The sequence below is a fragment of the Methylomonas sp. MgM2 genome, assembly GCF_054172045.1.
In genome coordinates, this window is record NZ_JBSYXO010000005.1 from 134,039 (window position 1) to 157,360 (window position 23,322).

A 23,322-nucleotide genomic window follows, 5' to 3' on the forward strand; every position below is an offset into this window, starting at 1 on the left:
TTTTACGGCAGTTTTAAAAACATAAGCTAAATAAGTTTATTTACTAAAAAATAAAATTACTTATACACCGACTTTGACTGCTCGGTTTTCTATCGAGTGCTCCTCTACAATGTCAAAGTCACAAACGGAATTTGGATCCAAGTACCAACGGCAATGTTGGTTATGCACGGATTTACTCAGAATCGCGATATCAACATACCTATCGTCTTCGAACTCTGAAAATCCATGATCAAACCGGAAACCACCCAGCGTCGATAGCATCAGCCTTGCATGCATTTTTTCACTGGAGTTATCGTCATTCACCAGTTTCACGGTAAGCGATGAACCAGGCAATAGCATGTCCAGGTAGCTGTTTTTTAACATCTGGCCGTAGGCCTGCTTGGTTTTCATGCTGGCTTTTTCATGTCTGGCCCATATCACCAATGATCGACATTTACCTTGCTGGGCGAGTGTTAGAATGTTTTTCAATACCTGCGCACAACGGTCACTGTAAAGTTGCAAATACGGGTCGACCAGAACGACTTCATGACTTAATTGCAGCAGCCGCCGGGTATATTTGGTGTAGTTAGCGCAAGATGCCAAGACTCGGATATCGTGTCCGCCGCGTAAATAATCTAATTCTATATCGTCAACCGTTGGATACTTCCAGGTGTTGCTTGCAGAGGCGATAATGCCATCGAAATGATTCTGTTCTATCTGTTGATGCGCGTTTTCAAGCCACGATAAATTGGGTAGAAATTCCTGGCCCGAAGGAACGACGCAATTCTTATGTTGTTCCATCAGACTGCGTATTCGCTTTTGTTCAACATCAGGCAACGAACTCATTCGCTCGAACACCTCCTTGCGCCACGATTTTGGAAATTGCCCAATGAATCGCCCTTGGTAAAAACCAAATTTTTCCAGCAAGTATTTGAGTTCAAGAGCACTTTTAAAGCCTGTCGGCTCAACCAAAAACTCTTCATTCATCAAATAGCTCTCCGTCGCGCTCGGAGAAGAACCCATGCGGCCAACGATCGATGAATTCGCCGTCAGGCGAAATCCTTAAAGGAAATATCTTGCTTGATCCATCCTCTAATTTATCGACATAAAGCACACTAACCTGATCGGCTGATAGGCCAAATAATTTATGTCGGATGTCGCTGTTATGGGTTTCCCGAATCCGGCGCAATAGCCGCAACAGGAAATGTTCGCTATGCGATTCGACAACAAAATTAGCACACATGTAGTCGTTGACTCGCTCAATAAAAGCATCCGCCATCTGCGCTTGCAATTTCGGGTGTAAATGCAGTTCCGGTTGCTGGATGAATACATGATCGCTTTGAACAATCGACATCAACACCGGGATGATTTGCGATACACCCACTCCAACATCTTCGATTTCTACGATTGAGCCATGCAATTTATGCCGTAGCTTTAAATGTACTTCGGCTTCTAGGCTACATAATAAATCACGCATCTTTTCGTTCGATTTATTTCCACAATTAAACGCACTGATCGGCGAAATAAATGCACATTCGCCGGTTAATTCATAATCCATATTCAAAAACATCGGATGCGAGAGTATGCGATTGATTGTCTCCAAATCTGAAAACGCTATTTCATTTTTTCTAGCCTGTTCGACGGGATAGCTTTGATTGATTAATTTCATGCATACCTGTTCAGCAAGTGCATTCCAACCATGCGATTTTGAATAAGGGGTTAATTTGCAGCGAAAAACGGCGCTTTGTTTGGTTGGAATCGGGCGTAATGGCTCTACTGAGGTAAACTCAAAACCCCGCGCAATGCCTTTTGTCGGAATGATCAATAAACTGATTAAGAACGTTCGAAGCTCAAGCACTTCGGCCGTCGGTCTCTTGCTACTGTTATCAGCTTCCAACCAACTAATCGGCTTTTTCCATTGCAATGCGCTATTGTTATCAATATTGGCAAACACCAGAAAATCTGCATCGCTTGATTCTTCATCCATGTGTTTTTTTATAAAGGTATCCGCTTCACAAAAAACGTTATCGATGAGCGAATAAACCAAATGCGAGCGATTGATTCGCAAAACAGAAGTTTCAAAGTCTAAGTCTAGACATAAATCATCACCCAAATGCAATGAGAAATACCTAATCTTCCAATGCGAATTGCCTGAACTGTCTGAAAAATGAAAGTTAACTCGAAATGGAATGGTATTATTTAAATCACCCCCTAAGGCAAAAACAGTATTCGCTAATCCATCGGTTATAAAGTCCTGATTTTGATGATATTCCCCTTCCCAGTCAAAATAATCGAGCTCACCGGTTGCAGAGCTGATGCTGATGATCACATCTTCAGGCTTGCCTATATAACCCTTGGTCAGTGGTTTAGAATATCTAAAGTGATTAGCCCAGCGAGCTAGGTATTCTGCGGTGGTTTTGGCATCCCACTCGTCACTAAAAAAACCAACGATGAATTCTTGAATATCGTGTATAGTGCTTTTCCCTGCAGAATTCTGACCATAAAGCAAAGTCAGAGGAGCGAGCGGTATTTGGGTGTATTCGCGTATCCCTTGAAAATTCTGTACGCCAAAAGAGAATTCTTGTTTCGAGTTGTTGAAATATTCTTCGAGTCGATCCGTTATTTGTTCAAGCATTGGTTTCCTTTATTTTTTTCATCACTGCCGTGATCTTTATAAGATGTCGCTTATCTGGCTGCTTCAATGAACTTCGAGTTAAAAAGACAGTGAGCCTGGAAGAAAATTTAAAGACTGAATCGCCTCTAACTGTTTGCATACTTACCTCCATATCTTTCAACCTTTTTTGCAGATTCTTTTTATTTAAAAGTGATCCAATTTTCAGAAAACGGACGTCATCTTTTTGATATTCCGAATTAGCCAGCCATGACTCAAATCGTTAATATTTGTGAAGCCTTACCATTATTAAGCAATTCCTCTAAGTCCCTTAATGTTCTAAGTGCTTCTTCTCGACTAATAATGTTTAGATTGGCCTTATCAGCGTGAGTGCCTTTCTCAACCTCAGCCATAAATCCATGTCCCGAGCGAAGCGCTCCAACATTGGTAATAAAATATCGATCATGGAAAAACTTTTCCGGCGCTTTTATCCATTCAAAGGAGATTGAACAAACATTTAACGGGCGATAGTTATTTTCATAAGCGCCTTCCGCATTCGCTGTGTCCATTGCTGTTACGATCCTTAGTTTCCGAATAGAAGAATTCGTTATCCTGTTAAATATTTCAACGAGAACAGGGTTGCCAACAAGTCTAAAGTGTTGGTCAATGATGGTGATTTCCTCGCTGATCAAGGCGAGAGGAAGTAACACATTCACAATATCATGCGCGGTTCGGCTCACGGAAATAGAGGGTGGAATTTCCCATTCCTCGCAACCAGTATTAATTTGGTCAACATTAACGCAACCATCGTTCGCTGATTCTGAAATAGTGATCGAGAATTCTCTAAGTTTCCTTTGTTCTTGCCACCATGAACTCCATTCTTCAATTTTTATACCTTTCCGATCTTCCGCGAGCATAAATTCCTCATGGTATTTTGCTCGCCCTAATTTGTTCAGATAATTCTTTATAGATTGCTGTTTAATAGGCTGAAGGTCTGAGTCTTTTACATACCTCATTGCCTCACGTGCCCAACTCCTAACATCCGCTGCTATATAACGACCTTTTTCAAACCCAAAATGTTGCCTGACTAGTCCGTAATATTCCATGTTAGCCATACAAGCTGGATCAAATGCCACCTCCTTGTACATTAAAACAACTCCGCATCGCGTTCATTGAAAAAACCGTGTGGCCAATCGTGTTCAAAATCACCATCTGCGGTCACTGCTAACCGTTCAGCAATCGTACCATCTTGTGATGGCGATAGATAAACAACGCTAATATCATCAGGACTAATTGGATTTTTATCCGCTTTCGACTTATCCGATTCCCGAATTCTGCGTAACAACCGCAGTACAATATGTTCGCTGTGAGTTTCTATGAGAAAACTATGTTTATCTCGCGATGCTAAAAACAGATCGGCCAACTCAACCTGAAATCGAGGATGAAGATGAAGCTCGGGTTGCTCAATACAAATCAATCCCAAGGGGTCATAGTTTGATGCGACGACAATCGGCAATACTTGCGAGATACCCGTGCCCAATTGGTTTGCGAACAGGTAAATATCCGTTCGCAACTCTCTGAAAAACACATGGCGCTTATTGATTAACCCAAGCATTGCCGAATTTGGATTATCTTGCAAATTAAGTGAGTCATTCAAAGAACGATTGATAATCTCGTATCCGGAATCGAGTTTATCTTTGGAGTAAAACCAATTACTGGTGTTACGAAGTAGCTTTTTTACTGAATCATCACTGTTTGGATCTTTATGCAAAAAATCCCAAGCAGCCGAACCGTCCACCCAATCAGCCTGTTCCGGATGCGGATTCGGCACATATTCATTATCCGGCACAACACGCAATGGCCCGATCAAAATACTTTTCTCAATACTCTCCAATAGCTTGTCGAGGGGCAATACAAACGCCTGACTTAATGCCTCCCGAATAACAAGAAAATTAAGATAATCGCCGGAATCATCAAAGTCTTGGCCGCCAAGATTCGTCATAACTGGGGTACCAAGCATTGGAATGGCACCCTGTTGACAAACTAAGCTGATAGGAGCTACACAATTAACAAACTCGTCCTCAGCACTCTCAATATCTGCTATAGCTGCCGTATTTATTGGATTTGGATTCAGCTGGTTTAGCCTCAATTCAAATTCCGTGAGAGGTTCTTCAGGATCAAATGGCTCGCGCTCATCCTCCGGCACGTAATGCGTTTCCATCCAATAGTCGTTATCGACAGGAAGCAACAAAGGATGCTTAGTATTCAACTCCTTGATCACGGTATTTTTTTGATCCTCATTCGACGTCACACAACCGATATAGCGTCCATTGATCCAAACACGATAATTTTTCACAAAGGCTTTTTTATGTTGGTTTGACCAGCTAATTTCTAATTCCACCGCACCGGTTTCAATACTCCCACCAAAATCTGTCATAAGGACAACCTCGGCACCAACGCCCATGACTTCAGACATAGCTATGGCATCCGCGGCATAGTTATCGAAAAGGGTATTGCCAGCTTCAAAATACAAGCGAATCTTTATGGACTGAGTAGTATCCTGCCCGTAAACAAGAGAGCGAAACCCACCAATCGTCTTATTGCCCAAGGCTTCAAGCTTTTGGGGGTTACAGTGGCCTTTCCGCAATATTTGCTGCACATAAGCCAATGCCATTAAAACCGAGCTTTTGCCCACGCTGTTTGGACCAAATAACAGCGTAACCGGGGCCAGCTCAATAGACTGTGTAGATTTAAAAGAGCGAAAGTTGGTGAGTGATATTTTGGTGATTTTCATCGTTACAACGTTTCTATACTGATTCAATACGCTTTAAATCGGCCATTGCCTGTATTGGAAAATAGGTAAGTGGCTAATCGTGTTTTTGCGTTGGTTGTGGGGTATCGTCGCCTCGGTAAACGACCTTATCGTCCTCCCAGAACACGGAATATTGGCCGAAGCGACATTTTCTTTTCAAGGTAGCGGCAATGGCCTGATTCAATACCATTTGAACATCCTGGCGTTCTTGTGACGGTGGATTTTTGGCAAGTTTCATAAGCCGGCCTTGTTTAAAAGATGTTGATAGAAAGGGTCGTGGATGACATTGCGTTGCTCACCTTGCTGTTCAAAGATCAACGTGGTTTCGTCACGGGTATTCATAAAACAGGCGCAACGATCGACGGCATAACTGAACTGAGTGAGCAAGTTGCGCAAACTACGCGATTCCATACATTTCAACCTATTTTCAGCGAGCCCGATCATCAAGCACCAGTCAAGCAAAATGCTAAGCCCAAAACGGAACATAACGCATTGCCTTGGTTCCGGCATCCGGGTCATAAGGGCGAATTAGTCCTACGTCCGAAGCTTGTTTGATGATTCTGCTGATCATTGCGCTGTTTTTTTCCTCAAAGCCCAAACGCTCTCGCAGAGAGGTATTGTTCATAGACTCTCGATTAACCGTAGGTCGGGTTAGCGCAGCGTAACCCGACGCATCGGAGCCGTAAATTGTCGGGTTACGGCTATGCCTAACCCGACCTACGCGACTGCCATTAGAGTTCACCTGAGAAGGCTTTTTGGCTGAGAGATTCAAATAGTCCGGTTTCTGCTGATTCGTACTGCTGTTTTACAGCCCGAATCTTTTTTAATGCTTCTATGTATTTCAATTGCTGTTTATAAGGTGGTACAAACGGCACAAATTCGCTCAATACGGTTTTGTTAATCGTCGCAATGCCGGTTGTTTGCTTGCCAACTTTCAGAAAGTATTGTTTGCCTCTTTGTGATCCAATTAAAGCACTTAAGAACAATGGATCAATTTTATTTTGGTCATAAATGCGAACAGAAAAAATATGATTCTGATGAATGCAATTTTTTATTTCACCGTGCCAAACATAGCCACGTCCTAATTTATCTGGGTCGCCACCTTCGGTTAGCAGGATGTCCCCTTCAATAAGTTTGCATTTTTCAGCATCAGTCGGAGACACAGTAATATCCTGGACATCGCTCAAATCCAAATATCCATCTTGGACATTTGCCACCCGCATATAGGGTAGTGTCACGGCAGACGATAGATCTATCTTTTTTCCTTTGGTAACACCTGAACGAATTTCAGCAATATCCTTGAGAACATATTCACCCCACCCCTTCGGATTCGTCACCGGATCGCCGAACATATCCAGAAACACGGCGCGGAGGAATTCGTCGGCAAGTTGGATGGCTTGCTGGCGTTTGCGGCGGATGGCATCGGCTTTGTCGAGGATGGCGGCGATGCGTTTTTGTTCGGGTAGCGGTGGGAGGGGGATTTCTATGCGCTCCACTTCGGCTGGACGTGCTCGCACTAAAGACCCTCCAACTCCAGCTGTCGTATTCATAAATTGCTTATGAAAAACATCCGAAGTCAAAAAGTGTTTTAAATAAGGTGAATAAATTTTGTCACTTCTGAAAATAATCCATTCCCCAGAACCAATTTGCCTGTAATCGCCAGAAGGTGACGGCACAATCCAGCATCTTCTGATATGAGGAACAATTTTTGAAAGCAGTACATCATCAGGCTGAACACAGCTTTTTGAAGAGCCTATTTCATTACCATTAAGTATTTCCGGTTGCTCTTTATCACATGCAGGAATACTGAGGAGCTCGAATGTTTCTTCAGGAAACTTCGCAGGGTTAATAGAACCTCCTCGTTTAAGCATCAAGTCTTTAGCGGGTATTTTCGGCCAACTCACAACACCCCCTCCAACATGCTCACCACAACCAAAACCTCACTAAACCCGATCAATAATACTTCATTCATCATTCTCTCCTAGCTCCCCCGCCAATTCTGCCTCGATCATTTCAATACTGGGCAGGCTGGCTTTCAGGTCGTCCGGCAATGCTTGAGTCAGTTGATATTCCGATACGCCTATGGGTGTGTTGATGCCTCTTAAGGCATATTCTGCAATCAGTTTGTCTTTAGTGCGGCAGAGTAACAAGCCTACGGTGGGTTGGTCGCTTGCGCTTTTTAACTGGCTGTCGACCGCGTTAATGTAAAAATTGAGCTTGCCGGCGTATTCCGGGGCAAAATCGGTGGCCTTGAGCTCGATCACCACATAACAGTGCAATTGCGTGTGGTAGAACAAAAGATCCAGATAGAAGTCTTTATCACCGACGGCGATGGGCACCTGCTGGCCCATATACGCAAAACCGGCGCCCAGTTCCAGTAAAAACTGGGTCATGTGTTTTACCAGGCCTTTTTCCAGTTCACGTTCATTGTGGTTTTCGGTCAACGCCAGAAAATCGAAAACATAAGGGTCTTTTAAACTTTGTTGTGCCAGATCAGATTGCGTTGAGGGTAAGGTCTTGGAAAAATTGGTTAACGCTTTGCCCTTGCGTTGCCATAATCCACTGTCTATCTGCTGCACCAAGACATTACGGCTCCAGGCAAATTCCAGCGTTTCGCGTACATAAAACAGGGCTTCTTCCCGGCTTTGTGCTTTACTGACGATGATGACATTATGCCACCATGGGATTTGTAAAAATTGCGTAGCAGCCTGCTGCGCAAATTCGACATCACCGGACCAAAAGCGATACCACCTGCGAATCTGTTCCAGATTACGCTTGGAAAAACCTTTGACGTCGGGAAATTCCCTCATCAAATCATGACTTAATTGGGTTAAAAAACCTTGTCCCCACTGGCTGTTTTGTTGCTTGTCAAGAATTTCACCACCCAGCTGCCAGTAAAACTCCAGCAACTCCCTGTTGACGGCGACGGCAGCCTTTAGCTGACGTTGCCGAAAGCTTTGTTTCAGCTCGGCAAGCCATTGCTGGTAATCTTTGCTTTGAATGATGGCATCATTTTTTTTCATAACATCCCCTCTAGGTCCTTGAGGTCTTGCATGATATCGGTTTCCAAATCCATCAGGCGTTTCAATATTACTTTGGGTTCTTCATATTCCTCTTCTTGATACACCACTTCCTTATAGCGATTGATGGATAAATCATATTTATTGGCGGCAATGGCTTTGGCATCGACGACAAATGCTTTCCGCGTCTTATCTCCAAAGCCTTTTTCAATCTCCGCTACCGGTGCATTTGTTTCGATTAAAGCCCGGTATTTTTTCCACTGGGCAATGGCGTCCGGCAGATCGTTAACCCCTTCTAGCGAAGGGGTACCTTCGACCGCTCCTGCTCTTCCTGCGCCCGCGGCATTAGTGCGTCCCTGCACGTCACCCTCTAACGCCTTCGGCTTGAGCGGTGTCCGTTTATCATCTAAGGAATAACCGTCGGCTTGCAGGTCGTAGAACCAGACCCGTTCGGTGGTGCCACCTTTGGTAAATATCAAAATGGCGGTGCTGACCCCCGCATAAGGTTTGAACACGCCGCTGGGCAGGCTGACGATGCCTTCGAGCTGGTTGTTGTCGATTAACTCCTGACGCAATTGCTGATGGGCTTTGGAGGAGCCAAACAACACGCCATCCGGCACGATTACCGCCGCGCGGCCACCGAGTTTCAATGCCCTTAAAATATGGGCGACGAACAGCAGTTCGGTTTTCTTGGTTTTAACCAACCCCAACACATCGGGGTTGGTATTGGTTTCGTCCAAACTGCCTTTGAACGGCGGATTTGCCAGTATCACATCGAAGAAATTTTCCTCCTGCCTGGGGAAGTGTTCTTTGATGGATTTGTTCAGCGAGTCCTGATAAAGGATATTCGCGCCGCTAACGCCATGCAGGGCCATGTTCATGCTGGAGACACGCAGCATGGTGGTATCGAAATCGAAGCCCCAGAACATGTGCTTGTTGATATGGTTTCGGTAAGGCTCCAGCAAGTCGCCGGTGTAATGCTTGTTGCCGTCTTCGTCTTCAAAGGTGCCGGCGTCGCTGGAATGCTGCCGGTTTAAGTATTCCATGGTCCGCGCTAGAAACCCGGCAGTGCCGCAAGCCGGATCGCAAATCACTTCGCTTGGTTGCGGATCGATCAGCTCGACCATCGCGTCGATGATATGCCGCGGGGTGCGGAACTGGCCGTTAATGCCGGCGGTGGTCAGTTTGCTGAGCAGGTATTCGTAGATATCGCCTTTGACATCGCTTTGGGTGAGTGGCAGTTCGTCGACCATTTCGATGGCGGACACCAAAACCGACTCGTTTTTAATTTCCAGATCGGCATCCTGCATGTATTCGCCAATATGGCCCAAGGCCTCCAGTGCGCTACCTTCGTTAACGGAATCGCCATCGTCATCGGAGGGTTGGCCAAGCTTGGCGAAGTAAGGGTAAACGTTGTTTTTAAGGTGTTTGTGCAGCTCTTTACCGCCGAGGTTTTTGAAGTTCTTCCAGCGCAGCAGTTGGCCTTCCGGCGTTTTGGGAAACAACCGGTCGAAGTCTTTACCGGTACGCGCGGCTTTACGCTCGGCAATGTCTTCCTGCATGTCCAGCATGCGAGCAAACATCAGATAGCTGATTTGCTCGATGACGGTTAAAGGGTTGGTAATGCCACCGGTCCAGAACTTTTCCCAAAGTTTGTCGATGTCGTTTCTTATTTGGCCTGTTAGCATGTGTGCTTATTTGTCTTTATATAATTTTTTGTATTTATCGAGCCTAAGTCTGTAGGTCGTGGTTAGGCGAAGCCGTAACCCGACATTTTACCCCGATTGTCGGGTTACGGCTGAGGGCCTAACCCGACCTACGAAACTGTTGCAATCGCGGAGAAACTTTCCGGAAATTTTTGCTTGTCCGTCATGGTTGCGCCTCCTGCTTTAAGAACGGTTTCAGCACTGCAATCAGATCGCTTGCATCATCCGGTTTGAATACCCCATCGATGCCTTCGTGCGAGATACTGTCGAAAGGTGGTTCGTAAAGCTTTTCCACTACGATGGAACCATGCTGGGCAATGTAGTTTTTCAGCAGGTTCATAAACCGTACTTGTTGCGCGGTGAGTTTGGGGTGGTCGTGCAAAAACCCTTTGAAGTGATCTTCTATCGCTTGCGGGTCGAGGCCGATCAGTTCGCGGACGGTTAGCTGCAATTGATCCGCAGTACGCCCATAAAATTCGTTGAGCACGTCTAAACTGACGCCCGGATGGCTGGTGAGTATGGTCGATGTCAGTGATTTCAGTTCCGACTCGGCGATGGCTTCGCCCTTACGTATTTTCTGTAACGTCGGGTTGGCGGCGATCATTTCATCCAAGATCCCTTTCAAACGGCGACGGTAGAGCATCGCTTCGTTGGCGCCGGCAATTCTGACGTCGCGTTCAAATTCCTGAACGCCGCTATCACCGGTTTTGGTGCTTGGCGTGGAGTAAACGCCTCCGCCGCCGGATTGCCGGTACTTCATGATGCCGCGCAGTTCTTTACGGGCGGTTTCGAGTTTCTCGATGCTGGGTTGCTGCCAGAATGCGGCACTACGCACCTCGGCAATCACAGCGTCTTTTTGACGAACCGCTTGAATGTTGACGGCGAGTTGATCGAGTTCGGCCAACAACTGATCGCGGCCATCATCAAAGCAGCTGGCTTGTTCCACCAAACAGCGTTCGATGTTGGCAATCAGTTTATCCAGCGCGGTGGCGTGCTTGTCGCGCAAAACCCGAGCTGCCATTAAGGGTGCGATAGTATTCGTCAGCAGGTGTTGGGTCTTTGCATCCAGTGTTTTTAACACATCGGTTTGCTGGAGTTGATGCACCACCCGCAGTTCTCGTTTGACTGCAATGCTGGTGTCAGGCAGGTCGTTGATATCGGCGCGCAGCAATTCAATGGCCGTATCGAAGGCTTGTGCATGGTTCTGTTTAAGTGCCGCCTGGGCGAGTTCCAAGCGCGCTTCGAAAGTGGTTTGCAATAGTGACTTGCCACCGGTGTCTTCCGGCTCTTGGTATTCTTGTTCGAAGTAATCGAAGTTACCGTAATGATCAAAAATTAAAAACTCGGTTTTATGTTTGCCTGGTCCAAACAGATTGGTGCGCAAGCGGGTACCCCGACCTATCATTTGCCAAAATTTCACCCAAGATTTGATTGATTTGGCAAACACCAGATTAACCACTTCGGGTACGTCGATGCCGGTATCGAGCATGTCGACTGATATGGCAATGCGAAACTCGTTGTCGGGCTTTTTGAATTCTTTGATCAGGCTGTCCACATGCGGAATCGCATTATGAATCACTTTGCATACTTTGCTGCCGTATTGCGGATACAGCTTGCAAAATAGCTTTTCCAGATGCTCGGCATGATCTTGGCGTTGGGCAAAAATAATGGTTTTACCGACCAAAGACCCTGTTTCGTCTTTAATGCCGTTGTTGATGAGGTTTTCCAGAATGATACGGTCGGTATCTTCACTAAAAATTTTACGGCCGATGTCTTTGCCGGCGATGGTGGTGTTTCTGGCTTCTTCTTCGCCTAAGTCTTCTTCCAGTTGGCGTTTTTGCTCTTCAGTCAGATCGTTGTAATGAATCCCTTCGCGCAGGAAATCGGTGGTCAGGTCTTTGGCCCGGAACGGCACTAAATAGGGCGGCTCGTTATTGATGGCCGCATCAAGACCAAATTCAAAAGTAGGATCTGTCGTTTCACAGTCGAACATATCAAAGGTGTTGCGGCTGATGAACTTGACCGGCGTGGCGGTGAGCCCTACTTGTAAGGCATCAAAGTAGTCGAACAGATCCCGGTATTTGTTATAGATACTGCGATGGCTTTCATCGGCGATAATCAGGTCGAAAAAACCGACATCGAGCTGTGTAAAACGGTTCATCATGCCCGGATAGGTTGCAATAAAAACGCGAGCAGTTTGATCGATGCGATTGGTTTCGCCGATTACGCAACGTGGTTCGCTGGGCAAGTTTTGTTTAAAAGCCTCGTCGGCCTGCGTCCGTAGTTCTTTACGATCGCATAAGAAGAGTACGCGCTTTGCCCAACCGGTGCGTAACAGGAGTTCGTCCAAGGCGATCGCCACTCGGGTTTTGCCGGTACCTGTTGCTTGAATGATCAATGCTTTGCGGCGTTGTTTCTGGAAATGCGCGGCAACCGTTTTAACCGCTTCGATCTGATAGGGGCGATCGGCAATTCGGAGGTCAGGATTGAATTTTTCCAGTTCGGCAGCGCGATAATGACGCTGGTATATCAGGTAGTCCAAGCTGTCTTTGCTGTAGAAGCCATAAATCGGACGGTAGGTATTGTACTGGTGATCATCCCAGATAAAGGTTTCGTAACCATTGCCGTAGAAAATGACCGGACGCTGGTAACCCATGTTCTCAAAGGCATCTGCGTAAAGACGGGCCTGTTCTCGCCCAGCTTGCAGGTTGGTTTGACCGGATTTTTTCGCTTCGATCACCGCTAACGGCTGGCCGTTATCACCCCAAAGCACATAATCCACATAACCTTTGCCCGATTGGTTATCGGCATACGCCACTTCAAATTCTTGTCCAACCTGCTCGGGATTTTCAATGTCCCAACCGGCTTGCAATAACATGGCGTCGATGAGCAAGGCACGCGTTTTATCTTCCTTCCATTGCAGGCTATCGGCCACTTGCTGGCTTTGTTGTTTGCGTTTTTGCTGGTCTGGTTTGGCGGGTGCCTCCAAGCGTTCAATGTTTTTGGTGCGTTCACGTTCAAGCGCTTCCATGACGCGCTGTAGTTCGTCTTGCTGTTTTTGCAGTTCCTTTTCATAACTGGAAACCGATTTTTTCAGCTGGTTCAGAGTAGCTGTGGGGTCTTGCACATCCTGAAATGCTTGAATGTTGTCTTTTGCTTTGCCGTAGTATTTGATCCCCATATACATGGCAAGCTGATAGGCCGTACCAAGGGCTATTTGGGCGTTACGAATTTCGCCTTCGGCACCGTGGGCTGTGTCATTACCTTGAATACGTAAGAAATTGATCTGATGAATAAGCGACTTACTGACGCAATCTTCAAACACCGCATTTTTGATCAGCTCATAAAAACTCGACTGTGGCAATCGAGGTAAACGTTCTTCCTTGTAGATCGTTTTGGTGAGTTCTTCGGCGAAACTTCTCAATCGTGTCAAAGCACTACCTGGATCAATATGCAGCACAGCTTCAGCCAAGCCGCCTAAATTAGCCAGTACCTCATTTTGTGGTCGAAGAAACTCAAAATTGATAGATTTCATAAAGATTATTCTGTCCATATCGGCCTTATAGCGAAAGCCGTGCCAATGTTATTTTACATCGTATTTTTCGATCCAATTATTCAATGTCTGATAATTTTTCAGCCCTAACATCGCCGCCGCTTTACTTTTGTTCCCATCATTTTCCTTCAATGCACGTTCGATATAGTGCGTACTCACTTCTTTAATTATTTCCGTTATATCAATGCCTTGAGAAAGGTCTCGTCCCAATATTCCATCTCGAACTGGGCAGGTTTCAAGCAGTGCATCACGTATATCGTCCTCGGTCAGCAACTTATCTTGCTGCCATAACGATGCACGAAGGATAGTTGCTTGAAGCTCTCTCACATTCCCAGGCCATCCGTAGTTGCATATAAATTTTATTGCACTAACAGAAAGATTTTTATGTATATATCCGGGGGCATTGTTGGCTTCCTGATTCACTTTTTCCAACAATGCTTTTGCAAGCAGCGGCAAATCACCTTTTCGCTGCCGTAGCGGAGGAAGAGTAATCATGCCGATCGCCACCCGATAGAACAAATCTTCCCGAAATTTGCCTTCAGCAATTTCCTCGATCAGGTTACGGTTCGTGGCTGCAATTATGCGCACATCGACTCGCTTTTCAGCCGTGGAGCCTACTGGGGTAAATGTACCTTGCTGTATCACTCGTAAAAGTCTTACTTGTGATTCCAAGGGTAGTTCACCGAATTCATCCAAGAATAAGGTGCCGCCATCGGCCTGCTCAAAATAGCCTTTCTTTGTTTCATTCGCTCCGGTAAACGCGCCTTTCGTATGACCAAATAAGGTTGTATCAATAAGTTCTTTTGGAATGGCGCCGCAATTTAATGTCAGTAGCGGCTTGTCTGCGCGGCTACTCGCATTGTGAATTGCTTTGGCAAATAGCTCTTTCCCTGTTCCGGTTTCACCATAAATCAGCACTGGAACATCACGTTGAGCAATGGTCGCCGCTTTCAGTTTCAGGGTTTCCATAATGGCTGATTGCGTCAATATATCAGCGAATGCCGCAGTATTCGGCGTTTGCCCTGAAAACAAGCTAGAAAATTTCGCGTCAGTCTTTTTTGCCAAAGCCGGTAAAAAATCAGCCGCAATATCAAACGGCAAATCTGGCTCAGACACCCCTTGTTCAATGGATGACTGCACGAACTTTGTCGAGTACTTGGCTTTACCCAACAGAATCGAAACGGCCGTCATCGCCGGCGTACCCGAAGTGATTTGAATTGTAAGCTCAGCATTTGGATACGCGCTGTGGGCTTTATCCAGCATCGCGTCAAACGCCCGATAGATATCGCCAAAATGCGTTGGATCCGCTAATGAAACCGGGTTTTTTATGATGACTAAGTCGAATCTCTCTTCAATATGGCGGATATACGGGATGGCCTCAGCTTCCGGTTTGTCGTATATCAGGTATAGAACATCATATTCAGAAGCTTCCAGGATGCTTTCTAAAGGACCTGGGCGTTTGCGGTCTGCCGCCTCCCGAATGTCTGTGTTGCCAATCCACGAAAAGAGCAATCTGTGTTCCATTAAAAATTTTATCTAAAATGTAAAATTTATTATGCTCAGTATGAGCAAAAATTGAGAATGGTCAACCTGATTTTTTCTGTGCTCACAGATATTCGATCAAAAGCAAAGCTGTTAACGGCATTTTACGTAAGCTATACGGAAACCATCTAATTACGTTAAGAGTAAAAAGAACATGAGAGAAGGGTGGTATTAACTGGCCAAAAGGTTTTTCCATAAATCGGCACCATGGTAAACTTCTAATCCATTGATAGACAATAACTCGTCCTGTGGAATGGAAAAATTCCCACGCCGATTAACATTGCCGCCCAAGGTCTTACTGTTTCTGTTCGAAAAGATCAACGATGAAATCGAATTATCGTTCCGTGATAATTTATCGCTGGCCGATCAGAATCCGAAATATTCCTGTTGCTATTCAATGGATGCTTGAAGGTTGACCATTCAGCTCAGCATCCGATTGGCCCTGATTTGAGATGGGATGAAAGCGGGTTGTTGACGATTACATTAATGATCTTTGATCTTCGGAAAGGTTGCTCTCGACTGATCAACGCGTTCGCGTAAATCCAGCCCTGGCTTAAAGTGGGTTGCGTAGCGGCTAGGCAAACTCACTTTTTCACCCGTTTTAGGATTCCGGCCCAAACGAGCGGCGTGCCGGGTAAGCGAGAATCCCCCAAAACCGCGGATTTCAATGCGTCCGCCAGTCGCCAGACTATCTGTCATATTGTGAATCATGATGTTGACGGCCAATTCCACATCCTTGGGCAATAAGTGCGGTAGTTTTATTGCAAGTTGTTCAATCAATTCAGATTTAGTCATTGTATTTTGATAGGTTTACCAAACACACCGTAATTCTGGAATAGAGCGCAGTTTTTCGTCAGAAGTAATCAGTTGGGTACGGTGAGCCAATGCTGTCGCTGCGATAAGACGATCGGCAGGATCGCCATGCATAAACGAATCGCTTTGTGATAATTCGGCAATTTCTGCCGTGATCGGCAGAACTGACATGTTCATCGCTAGGAGAATATCCTCAATATAGGTACTGGAAGATACGCCTGCCTGATTATTGATTCTTCCCCGGGTATAAAGCATTGCGATTTCCCAAAGACTGATATCCGAACAGGCTAGATTTTCTGACTCGATGCCTGATTTCAGGGCTGCATTGGCGGTCGCCGAAAGGCGATGTGGGGCATCGGCCCAGAACAACAGGATATGCGTATCACAAATTGTTAGCATCGCCCGTCCATTCATCGGAACATGGACTCAGAATATCACCGACGATCATTTTGCCGCGTAGTGCTGACAACCGTTTAAGCGCCGCTTCACGCTTGGTCTCATCATGATCAGGCACAATGCGTGCGATTGTTTTACCGCGCACGGTGATGGTAATCTCTTCGCCGAGTTGCACTTGCTTAAGATATTCCGGTAAGTGTTGGCGTAATTCAGTGACATTGACAGCCGTCATAGTTACTCCAAGTAATGTACATCGTTAATGTACATTATAGGCTTTTTTAGTCAGAGTCGATGGTTAATTAGACTGGTAGTCGAATTGAGTTTAGATGATTAAAGTAGAGGCGATGTTGGGGTGAAATTTAATCATTTGATGCCGGTAATAAGGGTGAAAATTTAAGGATTGAACGAGGTACCCAGTCGGTAGTTTAGAAAGGCCATGTTAACGAATCGAAATAAGTCAGGTTGATGCGGTTTGCCAGGTACTTACTTATTCTTCTGATTCAAATGAATCGTCCCAAAATTTTTGATAATTGCATCAGCTGAAGCGTAACTTTTAGCGTAACCTGGCAAAATTAAATATTCAACTTATTGTATTTAAATGATAACACGACTATGCATCATCGGCGTGTGTTGCATTTTATCTTCTTGCTTGGTGCCTTGTGTTTTCTGGTTATTCATTTGTAATAAACTGATAAATAAGTAATATTTTCTTGTGTTCCGTTGAGTGCAACATTATCGACACTTATCAAAACTTACCTGCACTTTAGTTTTTAGTATGGGTTTTATCAGGTTATACGAGACCGATCACTCGCTACAAAAAAACCTAGACTAAAATGCAATTCGACGCCCGCACCGCTAAAGCTTTGCTACTCGGACAGCCTATGGCTTTTGACGATTACCCCGGATTGCGTTTGTCTGCCATGGCAAAGGTGAGAACCTGGTTTTATCGATATGGAAGCAGTGTTGATGGACGCCTTCGGCAGGTATCGATTGGTCATTGGTCGTCTATGTCATTTCCATCGGCTATTGTCGCCTGGGAGGCTTTGAAAAACCAGCGTGATTCCGGCGGGGATCCTGTATTAGAAGCCAAGCAAGCGAAATTAGAGGCAAAAGCCTTAACGTTAAAACAAGAGGCGGCAAATTCTGAAAACGCTTATACAGTACGCGTGCTGTGCGATGAATATTTAGCCGGACATGTTCGCCGTCACTGAGCCCCAAAAGGCTCGGCTGAAATTGCAAGGATGTTTAACACGATGCTGGGTGATATGGCGGATTTACCATCCACTGCGATTACCCGAGCAATGGCTTTTGATTTGATTCAGAAGTACGCCGCAATATCGCCCGTGCAGGCTGGAAAATTACGATGCGAGCCAGGCGCTGCCTGGGATTATGCAATGGATGCCGACAGACTGCCTGAAGCCGCAGTAAATTGGTGGCGCTTAATTTTACGCGGAAAAATTAGATCAAAAGGAAAAACCATAGAAGGTAAGAACATCGGCGTGATCAAGCGCGTACTTACTGAAGACGAAGTCGGTGAATTGATTGCTTGGCTTTCGAATTTCGCACCGGTCATAACCGATGTTTTAACGCTATATCTTTGACCGGAACTCGCGGCTCAGAGATTGTCGGTATGTCAGGAACTGAAATTAGCGAAGAGGGGGGCGATTATGGTGGACTATACCGAAAGTGAGAACGAAAAATACCCGGCATGAAACTGCTGCGGATCAAAGAGATACGCCCCGAACAGGCGAGACCTAGATTGACGGTGGCTCATTGGGCGCCGCATGACTTACGACGGACATCGCGTACCTTGCTTGCAAAATTAGGATGTCCGGATGCAGTAGGTGAAACGATTATCGGTCATATGTTACCCGGGGTGGTTGGAACTTATAATCGCCATCAATATGACGATGAAAAAAGCTTTTGGCTTTTCAATCTATCGGAGCATCTTGAGTTACTGGCAAAGCGTTTCGAGCGTTAGGCTTGCCGTTGCGTCCGGCAGTTGCCGTATTAGGGGGTGGCAGTAAATCGGAAACCGGACGCGGTCGGTCCATTCTTCAATTTCGCGCAGCAACCAGCATGAACGGCGTACAGATGCTTTATCCTAGAAAGATGGGTATTTCCACGCATTGCGTTTGCACAATGTTTTGTTCATCATAAACTGCCGTTGGGTAAATCCGGTGGACGGCAAGCTTCGGTTCACAACCGCTCACATTTGTCGCTTGAAGACAGCCAAGTTGGCAAATATTAATTAAACAAACCCAAGTAACACAAAAGATACTACGACCTACGACGAATAGCGAGACTACGCCGCAAGCACTGGAAACTTAGGTAATTTCCATTTTTTCGGGGGGTAATACCATGCGAGTACAGCGGATAATGAGCAAACAAATACAGTCTTGTCATCCCGGGCAGAGCCTTGAGCAAACCGCGCAAATGATGTGGGATCACGATTGCGGATGTTTACCCGTGTGCGTAGGAGATGGTGCGCATAAAATCATGGGAAGCATCAAGAACATTACGGAAAGGGAAGTAAGTAACACGCTCGCCACGATTTGCGCACCGCTCGCCGGCCGGGTATCAGTTTGATCTGGCAAATCCGGTTTAAATTAATTATAGGTCGTCGAACGGCGGGCCTAGTCACTTAGCCCGTGTAGGGCGAACGACCCAATCGTTGAACATAAAACAGACCTATGGAATCAGGCGCCAGAACTTGGCAACGTTTCGAAGGTCTGTGGAATTAAGAGGATAGATTTATGAAACTACTAACAATCACCACACTTGTACTGCTGCTTGGCTTCAGTCGTTTAATTCTCGCCGAAGATCATACATCCGTTGCATTGGAACACGCCAATGAGGCTATCAAACACGGTCAATTGGGGCATGCGCCAATGTTAGTCGAACATGCCGAAGCTGCGCTTGATCAGGTTAAAATGGCGCTTAAAGATGCCAAAAGCGAGGATAAAATACATTTGGAAGCAGCGGCAAAGAATTTGAATGCTTCCATAGAGCACGGCAAGATGAACCATACCGCGATTGCAATGGCGTCGGCCGAAGAAGCCGTAGAGCATTTGAAACAAGCCAGTCGAACCAATGCCGATGCCGCAGAAATGGCGATTGAGTCCAAGGAAGCGGTCAAAAAGATGAAACAATCCGCTCAATCCAAAGGGATGGAAGCGGTAACAGGTGAAGGCAAGGCGGCTACGGCGGAGAAGGCAATTGAAGCCCCGGAAGCGCAAAACCCGGAGTCACAGGGTGAATAGCCGGTTCCCAGGCTCAGGCCGCGTAGCGCATTAGCAGAGTGCAACAGGCATAGGCGGCGACTAGGCGTGCTTATGCAAAAGAGGTTATCGATAAAGCGGGAGATGTTGTTTGCTATTCACAAATACATCGCTCGTAGCCGCTAAATTCAGCTTTCGTGCTAGTGCTTAATTTCAAAAAAGCGATACGAAAACGTCGCTTAACATCATGAACGTAATTAACGTTCTAGCTTTACCGATTAATGCGATTAAGCACTAGCACAACAAGCCAATGCCACTATCGGATAGCCGGGAAAAGGCGAGTGCAAAGCTCCCGGTCGCGTCGAACCCTTTCGCACGACAAATGAATGTGTCGAATAAGGTAGATGAGGAACGGAAAATGAATAAAGTCACTTTTCTCCCCAAACTGATTGTCGGCGTTTTAGTATTGCTGACGTTGATTGCCCTACACATCCTGCCACTTCCAATTTTGGAAATACTCATTTTGTACGTGATGATTTTTCGGCCGGCCTGGTTCAAAAATATGGTAGACCAGCTTTATGATCGATAAGGCTGCCATCACGCCGCGCCGCGAAAACTAGAGGTGGAGCCAAAAATTGAACAACCTGTTAAGTGAAAAAACTGCTACTTTTGAGAGTCCGCAAGGACACAGAAACGGAGCAGAAGATGTCCAAAAAACCAAGAAGAAAACATTAGCCCGCCTTCAAGGCCAAGGTTACTCAAGCATCATGGCCTCGACAGGCAGCATTTTCTTGGTAACTTACAATTGAAGGATATTATGCCGTTTGATAGTCAAGGGCAATACGTTAACTCGTACGTTTTTGAGTATTTCTACTTAGGTATTTCTCAGGATTGCGATTTTGCGATTTCGAGCGTTAAATCATATGGCCTAATCTACAGGTGGCTGATTTTTCCAGAACTTCGATTCAAAGGAAGATGGTATTCAAGCGTAAGATTCTAATTTCTCCTTGCTTATTCAAAATGTGGAATAACTTCGGCTTCAATTTGCAGGCAATTAAGCCTGAAACGCTCAACAGGAGATATCGACATGAAAGTACTTTCACGCTTCGATTTAAAACAAATGTTAGACGAACAACAGGACTTTCTGTTGCTTAACGTACTTTCGAGTTCATCGTTCCGGAAAATGCATATTCCAAACTCTCAAAACATTCCCGTTTCAACAGCTGATTTTGTTAAGCGGGTAGAGGGCTTATTGGGAGACAAGGGTAATGATTACCCAATAGTGACTTACTGTGCAGGATTTCATTGCAGTGCTTCAAAAGAGGCTGCCAACCTTTTAACCGATGCGGGTTATACCAATGTTTCGGCGTACGAAGGCGGAATGGAAGATTGGCTGGACGCCGGCTATTCGGTATCGTGCGATGATATCGCCGCTTGCGAAGAGCAGTGTTCTTCATGAAATCTGATTTTTCTAAACGAAATTCAAATCGTTTCCTCTGAATACGACTTTTACTCGAATTAATCACGGGAGATAACACAATGGAGAGCATGCATGTTACCAAAATAGATCGTGTTATGGTCGGCGAAGCCTTGGTTGGTGAAGGCAACGAAGTGGCTCATATCGACTTGATTATGGGACCCAGAGGCAGTGCGGCTGAAACTGCTTTTTGCTCCACGCTTACCAATCAGAAACGCGGCGATAACGCATTATTGGCGCTGGTGGCGCCTAACTTAATGGCAAGGCCTGCGACAGTGATGTTTAACAAGGTAGAGATCAAGAACGCCAAGCAGGCTGAACAAATGTTCGGTCCCGCTCAGAGAGGAGTGGCGATGGCTGTTGTCGATTCGGTTAAAGAAGGTGTAATTCCGGTAGCCGAGGCAAGAGACATTTTTATTTGTATCGGGGTATTTATTCATTGGAATGCCAAGGACAACGCCAGAATTCAGGATTGGAATTATGCTGCGACCAAACTGGCCATTCAGCGTGCGGTAGAGGGTTTTCCGGCTCCTGAAGTAGCAATTGCCCAAGAATCCCTTCAGCATCATCCCTTGGCCGCTCACGATTGAAGCAGTAGGAAGGACATTTGAAGCCGAACGATTAAATACCGGCATTTACCAACAAATTTTGATGCCTTAAAAAGAGTTTCATCGGTTAGCTATCAACCGGATAAGTGCAAAAAGCATAGGATGACAAATCCGCGTGCCAATTAGGGTTCGAAGGTATCATCATTCCGTTTTGGCGTTCGGTTATCGGAGGCACCAAATTAACTATCGCCAAATTACCGAAAGGGGACTATTTAAGCCTTCGCTATGTCGGAAAAGCTCGCAGCAGAGTCGATAGCCAGCGTTTGGGCAGGGGCGATTTCTGTTTATCGGTAAAGAATGCTATGACCACTTTCGATATCCTGAAATTACAAACTGATACCGCGCATAGGCCGCCTGGCAAAATACTTAAAATAGCGTTGGATCTGTTCGATAATATTGCAATCGCTTTCAGTGGTGCGGAGGATGTGGTTTTGATTGACATGGCCGTCAAGATCAGAAAGGACGTTTCCGTTTTTTGCTTGGATACCGGCCGTTTACATCCCGAAACCTACCGTTTCATCGAAAAAGTCAGAAAGCATTATCAGATAAACATCGAATTATTATCGCCGGATAAAGACTTGCTCGATAGCTTAGTAAAGAAGAAAGGCCTGTTCAGTTTTTATCGGGATGGTCATGCGGAATGTTGCGGCATCCGTAAAGTCGAGTCGTTAAGACGCAAACTGGTTCAGGTGGATGCATGGATTACCGGTCAACGCAAGGATCAAAATTCCGAAACCCGGGAAAATATTCCTGAAGTGCAAATCGACTCGGAGTTTTCTAGGCCGAGGTATTCGCTCATAAAATTTAATCCGTTATCGAATTGGACCTTAAATCAGGTTTGGGACTACATTGACGCCTATCGGGTACCTTACAATGAATTACATGATAAAGGCTATGCCAGCATAGGCTGCGAACCTTGCACACGGGCTATTCTGCCTCATGAACATGAACGAGCCGGCCGCTGGTGGTGGGAGGCGGGAGCCCAGAAGGAATGCGGCCTACATGCCGGTAATTTAAAAGATTAAGGCCGATCGCGGCAAATTTGAAATACTATCGGCAGGACTTGTAGCGCATTTGCGCTGCGTATTGAATAGTTTGCGAGGCGAAGTCCGGAGGTATGTTATGCAAATAGGGGTATTACAGGCAGCGCTAGATCTGGCTAAGAATTTAGCGCATGTCTTCGTAGCCACGACAAATTCCAAGGGATTGCCCCATCTCGCAACTGCAGCTCGGTTAGTACGAGCGTCCGAGAACCAAGTGGCTGTGCAAGAATGGTTCTGCCCTGGCACGATGCGGAACGTGAGCGAAAACCCGTTGATTTCCCTAGTGATTTGGGATGCCCAAAAAGACGAAGGCTATCAACTGCTTGGCGCGGTTGTGGATGTCAGAGATTTGGCCGTGCTGGACGGTTATGCACCCGGAGTCGACGATGAACAACAGCTGCCGCAGATAGAACGGGAACTACTGATGCGGGTTGACCAAATTCTCGAATTCACACACCGTCCTCACTCAGACATTGAAGTATGAAGCCGAGAATGGCCGAACGTTCATAAGGCGGCCCCACGCCCAAAAAGGCTTACTGCT

The 23,322-nt window shown here is 45.8% G+C and carries 26 protein-coding genes; 11 read left to right on the forward strand and 15 right to left on the reverse strand.

The features are described from left to right. Nucleotides 1-60: 60 nt before the first annotated feature. The 15 genes from ACW73I_RS06030 to ACW73I_RS06100 all read right to left on the reverse strand — a co-directional run bounded on the left by ACW73I_RS06030 (nucleotide 61) and on the right by ACW73I_RS06100 (nucleotide 16,664). Nucleotides 61-966, reverse strand: coding sequence for a hypothetical protein (locus ACW73I_RS06030; RefSeq protein ID WP_458028337.1), 906 nt, complete (start codon nucleotides 964-966; stop codon nucleotides 61-63). Beyond that, nucleotides 959-2,614, reverse strand: a complete 1,656-nt coding sequence (locus ACW73I_RS06035) for a DUF3696 domain-containing protein (protein ID WP_458028338.1) — start codon at nucleotides 2,612-2,614, stop codon at nucleotides 959-961. Before ACW73I_RS06035 ends, ACW73I_RS06030 begins: the two co-directional genes overlap by 8 nt. A gap of 251 nt (nucleotides 2,615-2,865) precedes the next feature. Then, nucleotides 2,866-3,738: a hypothetical protein gene (locus ACW73I_RS06040; RefSeq protein WP_458028339.1), complete on the reverse strand. Its 873-nt coding sequence runs from the start codon at nucleotides 3,736-3,738 to the stop codon at nucleotides 2,866-2,868. Then, a complete protein-coding gene (locus ACW73I_RS06045) occupies nucleotides 3,738-5,384 on the reverse strand; it encodes an AAA family ATPase (RefSeq protein WP_458028340.1) in 1,647 nt (548 codons plus the stop codon). The genes ACW73I_RS06040 and ACW73I_RS06045 overlap by 1 nt, the downstream gene beginning before the upstream one ends. A gap of 73 nt (nucleotides 5,385-5,457) precedes the next feature. Next, nucleotides 5,458-5,640, reverse strand: coding sequence for a hypothetical protein (locus ACW73I_RS06050; protein WP_458028341.1), 183 nt, complete (start codon nucleotides 5,638-5,640; stop codon nucleotides 5,458-5,460). Further along, on the reverse strand, nucleotides 5,637-5,813 hold the full coding sequence (locus ACW73I_RS06055; RefSeq protein WP_458028342.1) for a hypothetical protein: 177 nt from the start codon (nucleotides 5,811-5,813) through the stop codon (nucleotides 5,637-5,639). The genes ACW73I_RS06050 and ACW73I_RS06055 overlap by 4 nt, the downstream gene beginning before the upstream one ends. A 55-nt stretch (nucleotides 5,814-5,868) precedes the next feature. Beyond that, on the reverse strand, nucleotides 5,869-6,027 hold the full coding sequence (locus ACW73I_RS06060; RefSeq protein WP_458028343.1) for a hypothetical protein: 159 nt from the start codon (nucleotides 6,025-6,027) through the stop codon (nucleotides 5,869-5,871). Nucleotides 6,028-6,133: 106 nt separating this feature from the next. Then, the gene (locus ACW73I_RS06065; RefSeq protein WP_458028344.1) at nucleotides 6,134-7,306 is read right to left on the reverse strand and encodes a restriction endonuclease subunit S; all 1,173 of its coding nucleotides are present in this window, start codon (nucleotides 7,304-7,306) and stop codon (nucleotides 6,134-6,136) included. A gap of 60 nt (nucleotides 7,307-7,366) precedes the next feature. After that, complete coding sequence (locus tag ACW73I_RS06070; RefSeq protein WP_458028345.1) at nucleotides 7,367-8,425, reverse strand: PDDEXK nuclease domain-containing protein; 1,059 nt, start codon at nucleotides 8,423-8,425, stop codon at nucleotides 7,367-7,369. Then, a complete protein-coding gene (locus ACW73I_RS06075) occupies nucleotides 8,422-10,110 on the reverse strand; it encodes a type I restriction-modification system subunit M (protein WP_458028346.1) in 1,689 nt (562 codons plus the stop codon). The genes ACW73I_RS06070 and ACW73I_RS06075 overlap by 4 nt, the downstream gene beginning before the upstream one ends. Nucleotides 10,111-10,291: 181 nt before the next feature. Beyond that, nucleotides 10,292-13,663, reverse strand: a complete 3,372-nt coding sequence (locus ACW73I_RS06080) for a DEAD/DEAH box helicase family protein (RefSeq protein WP_458028347.1) — start codon at nucleotides 13,661-13,663, stop codon at nucleotides 10,292-10,294. Between the two features lie 48 nt (nucleotides 13,664-13,711). Continuing rightward, on the reverse strand, nucleotides 13,712-15,205 hold the full coding sequence (locus ACW73I_RS06085; protein WP_458028348.1) for a sigma-54 interaction domain-containing protein: 1,494 nt from the start codon (nucleotides 15,203-15,205) through the stop codon (nucleotides 13,712-13,714). 501 nt (nucleotides 15,206-15,706) lie between these two features. Continuing rightward, entirely contained in the window at nucleotides 15,707-16,018 is a 312-nt protein-coding gene (locus ACW73I_RS06090) for an integration host factor subunit beta (protein ID WP_458028349.1), read from the reverse strand. A 15-nt stretch (nucleotides 16,019-16,033) separates the two neighbouring features. After that, nucleotides 16,034-16,435, reverse strand: a complete 402-nt coding sequence (locus ACW73I_RS06095; protein ID WP_458028350.1) for a type II toxin-antitoxin system VapC family toxin — start codon at nucleotides 16,433-16,435, stop codon at nucleotides 16,034-16,036. Continuing rightward, nucleotides 16,419-16,664 (reverse strand): type II toxin-antitoxin system Phd/YefM family antitoxin, encoded by a 246-nt coding sequence (locus tag ACW73I_RS06100; protein WP_458028351.1) that lies wholly within the window; start codon nucleotides 16,662-16,664, stop codon nucleotides 16,419-16,421. Before ACW73I_RS06100 ends, ACW73I_RS06095 begins: the two co-directional genes overlap by 17 nt. 649 nt (nucleotides 16,665-17,313) lie before the next feature. Here ACW73I_RS06100 and ACW73I_RS06105 point away from each other — a divergent pair. The 11 genes from ACW73I_RS06105 (at nucleotide 17,314) to ACW73I_RS06155 (ending at nucleotide 23,265) form a co-directional block, all read left to right on the forward strand. Next, on the forward strand, nucleotides 17,314-17,643 hold the full coding sequence (locus tag ACW73I_RS06105) for an integrase arm-type DNA-binding domain-containing protein (protein ID WP_458028352.1): 330 nt from the start codon (nucleotides 17,314-17,316) through the stop codon (nucleotides 17,641-17,643). A 30-nt stretch (nucleotides 17,644-17,673) separates the two neighbouring features. Continuing rightward, a complete protein-coding gene (locus ACW73I_RS06110) occupies nucleotides 17,674-18,033 on the forward strand; it encodes a hypothetical protein (protein ID WP_458028353.1) in 360 nt (119 codons plus the stop codon). 107 nt (nucleotides 18,034-18,140) lie between these two features. Then, on the forward strand, nucleotides 18,141-18,413 hold the full coding sequence (locus ACW73I_RS06115; protein ID WP_458028354.1) for a hypothetical protein: 273 nt from the start codon (nucleotides 18,141-18,143) through the stop codon (nucleotides 18,411-18,413). A gap of 398 nt (nucleotides 18,414-18,811) precedes the next feature. After that, nucleotides 18,812-19,021: a hypothetical protein gene (locus ACW73I_RS06120; RefSeq protein ID WP_458028355.1), complete on the forward strand. Its 210-nt coding sequence runs from the start codon at nucleotides 18,812-18,814 to the stop codon at nucleotides 19,019-19,021. Nucleotides 19,022-19,188: 167 nt separating this feature from the next. Beyond that, nucleotides 19,189-19,695 (forward strand): small metal-binding protein SmbP, encoded by a 507-nt coding sequence (smbP, locus tag ACW73I_RS06125; protein ID WP_458028356.1) that lies wholly within the window; start codon nucleotides 19,189-19,191, stop codon nucleotides 19,693-19,695. 376 nt (nucleotides 19,696-20,071) lie between these two features. After that, on the forward strand, nucleotides 20,072-20,242 hold the full coding sequence (locus ACW73I_RS06130; RefSeq protein ID WP_458028357.1) for a hypothetical protein: 171 nt from the start codon (nucleotides 20,072-20,074) through the stop codon (nucleotides 20,240-20,242). A gap of 46 nt (nucleotides 20,243-20,288) precedes the next feature. After that, on the forward strand, nucleotides 20,289-20,462 hold the full coding sequence (locus ACW73I_RS06135; protein ID WP_458028358.1) for a hypothetical protein: 174 nt from the start codon (nucleotides 20,289-20,291) through the stop codon (nucleotides 20,460-20,462). Nucleotides 20,463-20,740: 278 nt separating this feature from the next. After that, nucleotides 20,741-21,112: a rhodanese-like domain-containing protein gene (locus tag ACW73I_RS06140; RefSeq protein ID WP_458028359.1), complete on the forward strand. Its 372-nt coding sequence runs from the start codon at nucleotides 20,741-20,743 to the stop codon at nucleotides 21,110-21,112. Between the two features lie 89 nt (nucleotides 21,113-21,201). Next, entirely contained in the window at nucleotides 21,202-21,720 is a 519-nt protein-coding gene (gene fae, locus ACW73I_RS06145; RefSeq protein WP_458028360.1) for a formaldehyde-activating enzyme, read from the forward strand. A 320-nt stretch (nucleotides 21,721-22,040) separates the two neighbouring features. Next, complete coding sequence (locus ACW73I_RS06150; protein WP_458028361.1) at nucleotides 22,041-22,763, forward strand: phosphoadenylyl-sulfate reductase; 723 nt, start codon at nucleotides 22,041-22,043, stop codon at nucleotides 22,761-22,763. Between the two features lie 274 nt (nucleotides 22,764-23,037). After that, nucleotides 23,038-23,265 (forward strand): hypothetical protein, encoded by a 228-nt coding sequence (locus ACW73I_RS06155; protein WP_458028362.1) that lies wholly within the window; start codon nucleotides 23,038-23,040, stop codon nucleotides 23,263-23,265. Nucleotides 23,266-23,322: the final 57 nt, after the last annotated feature.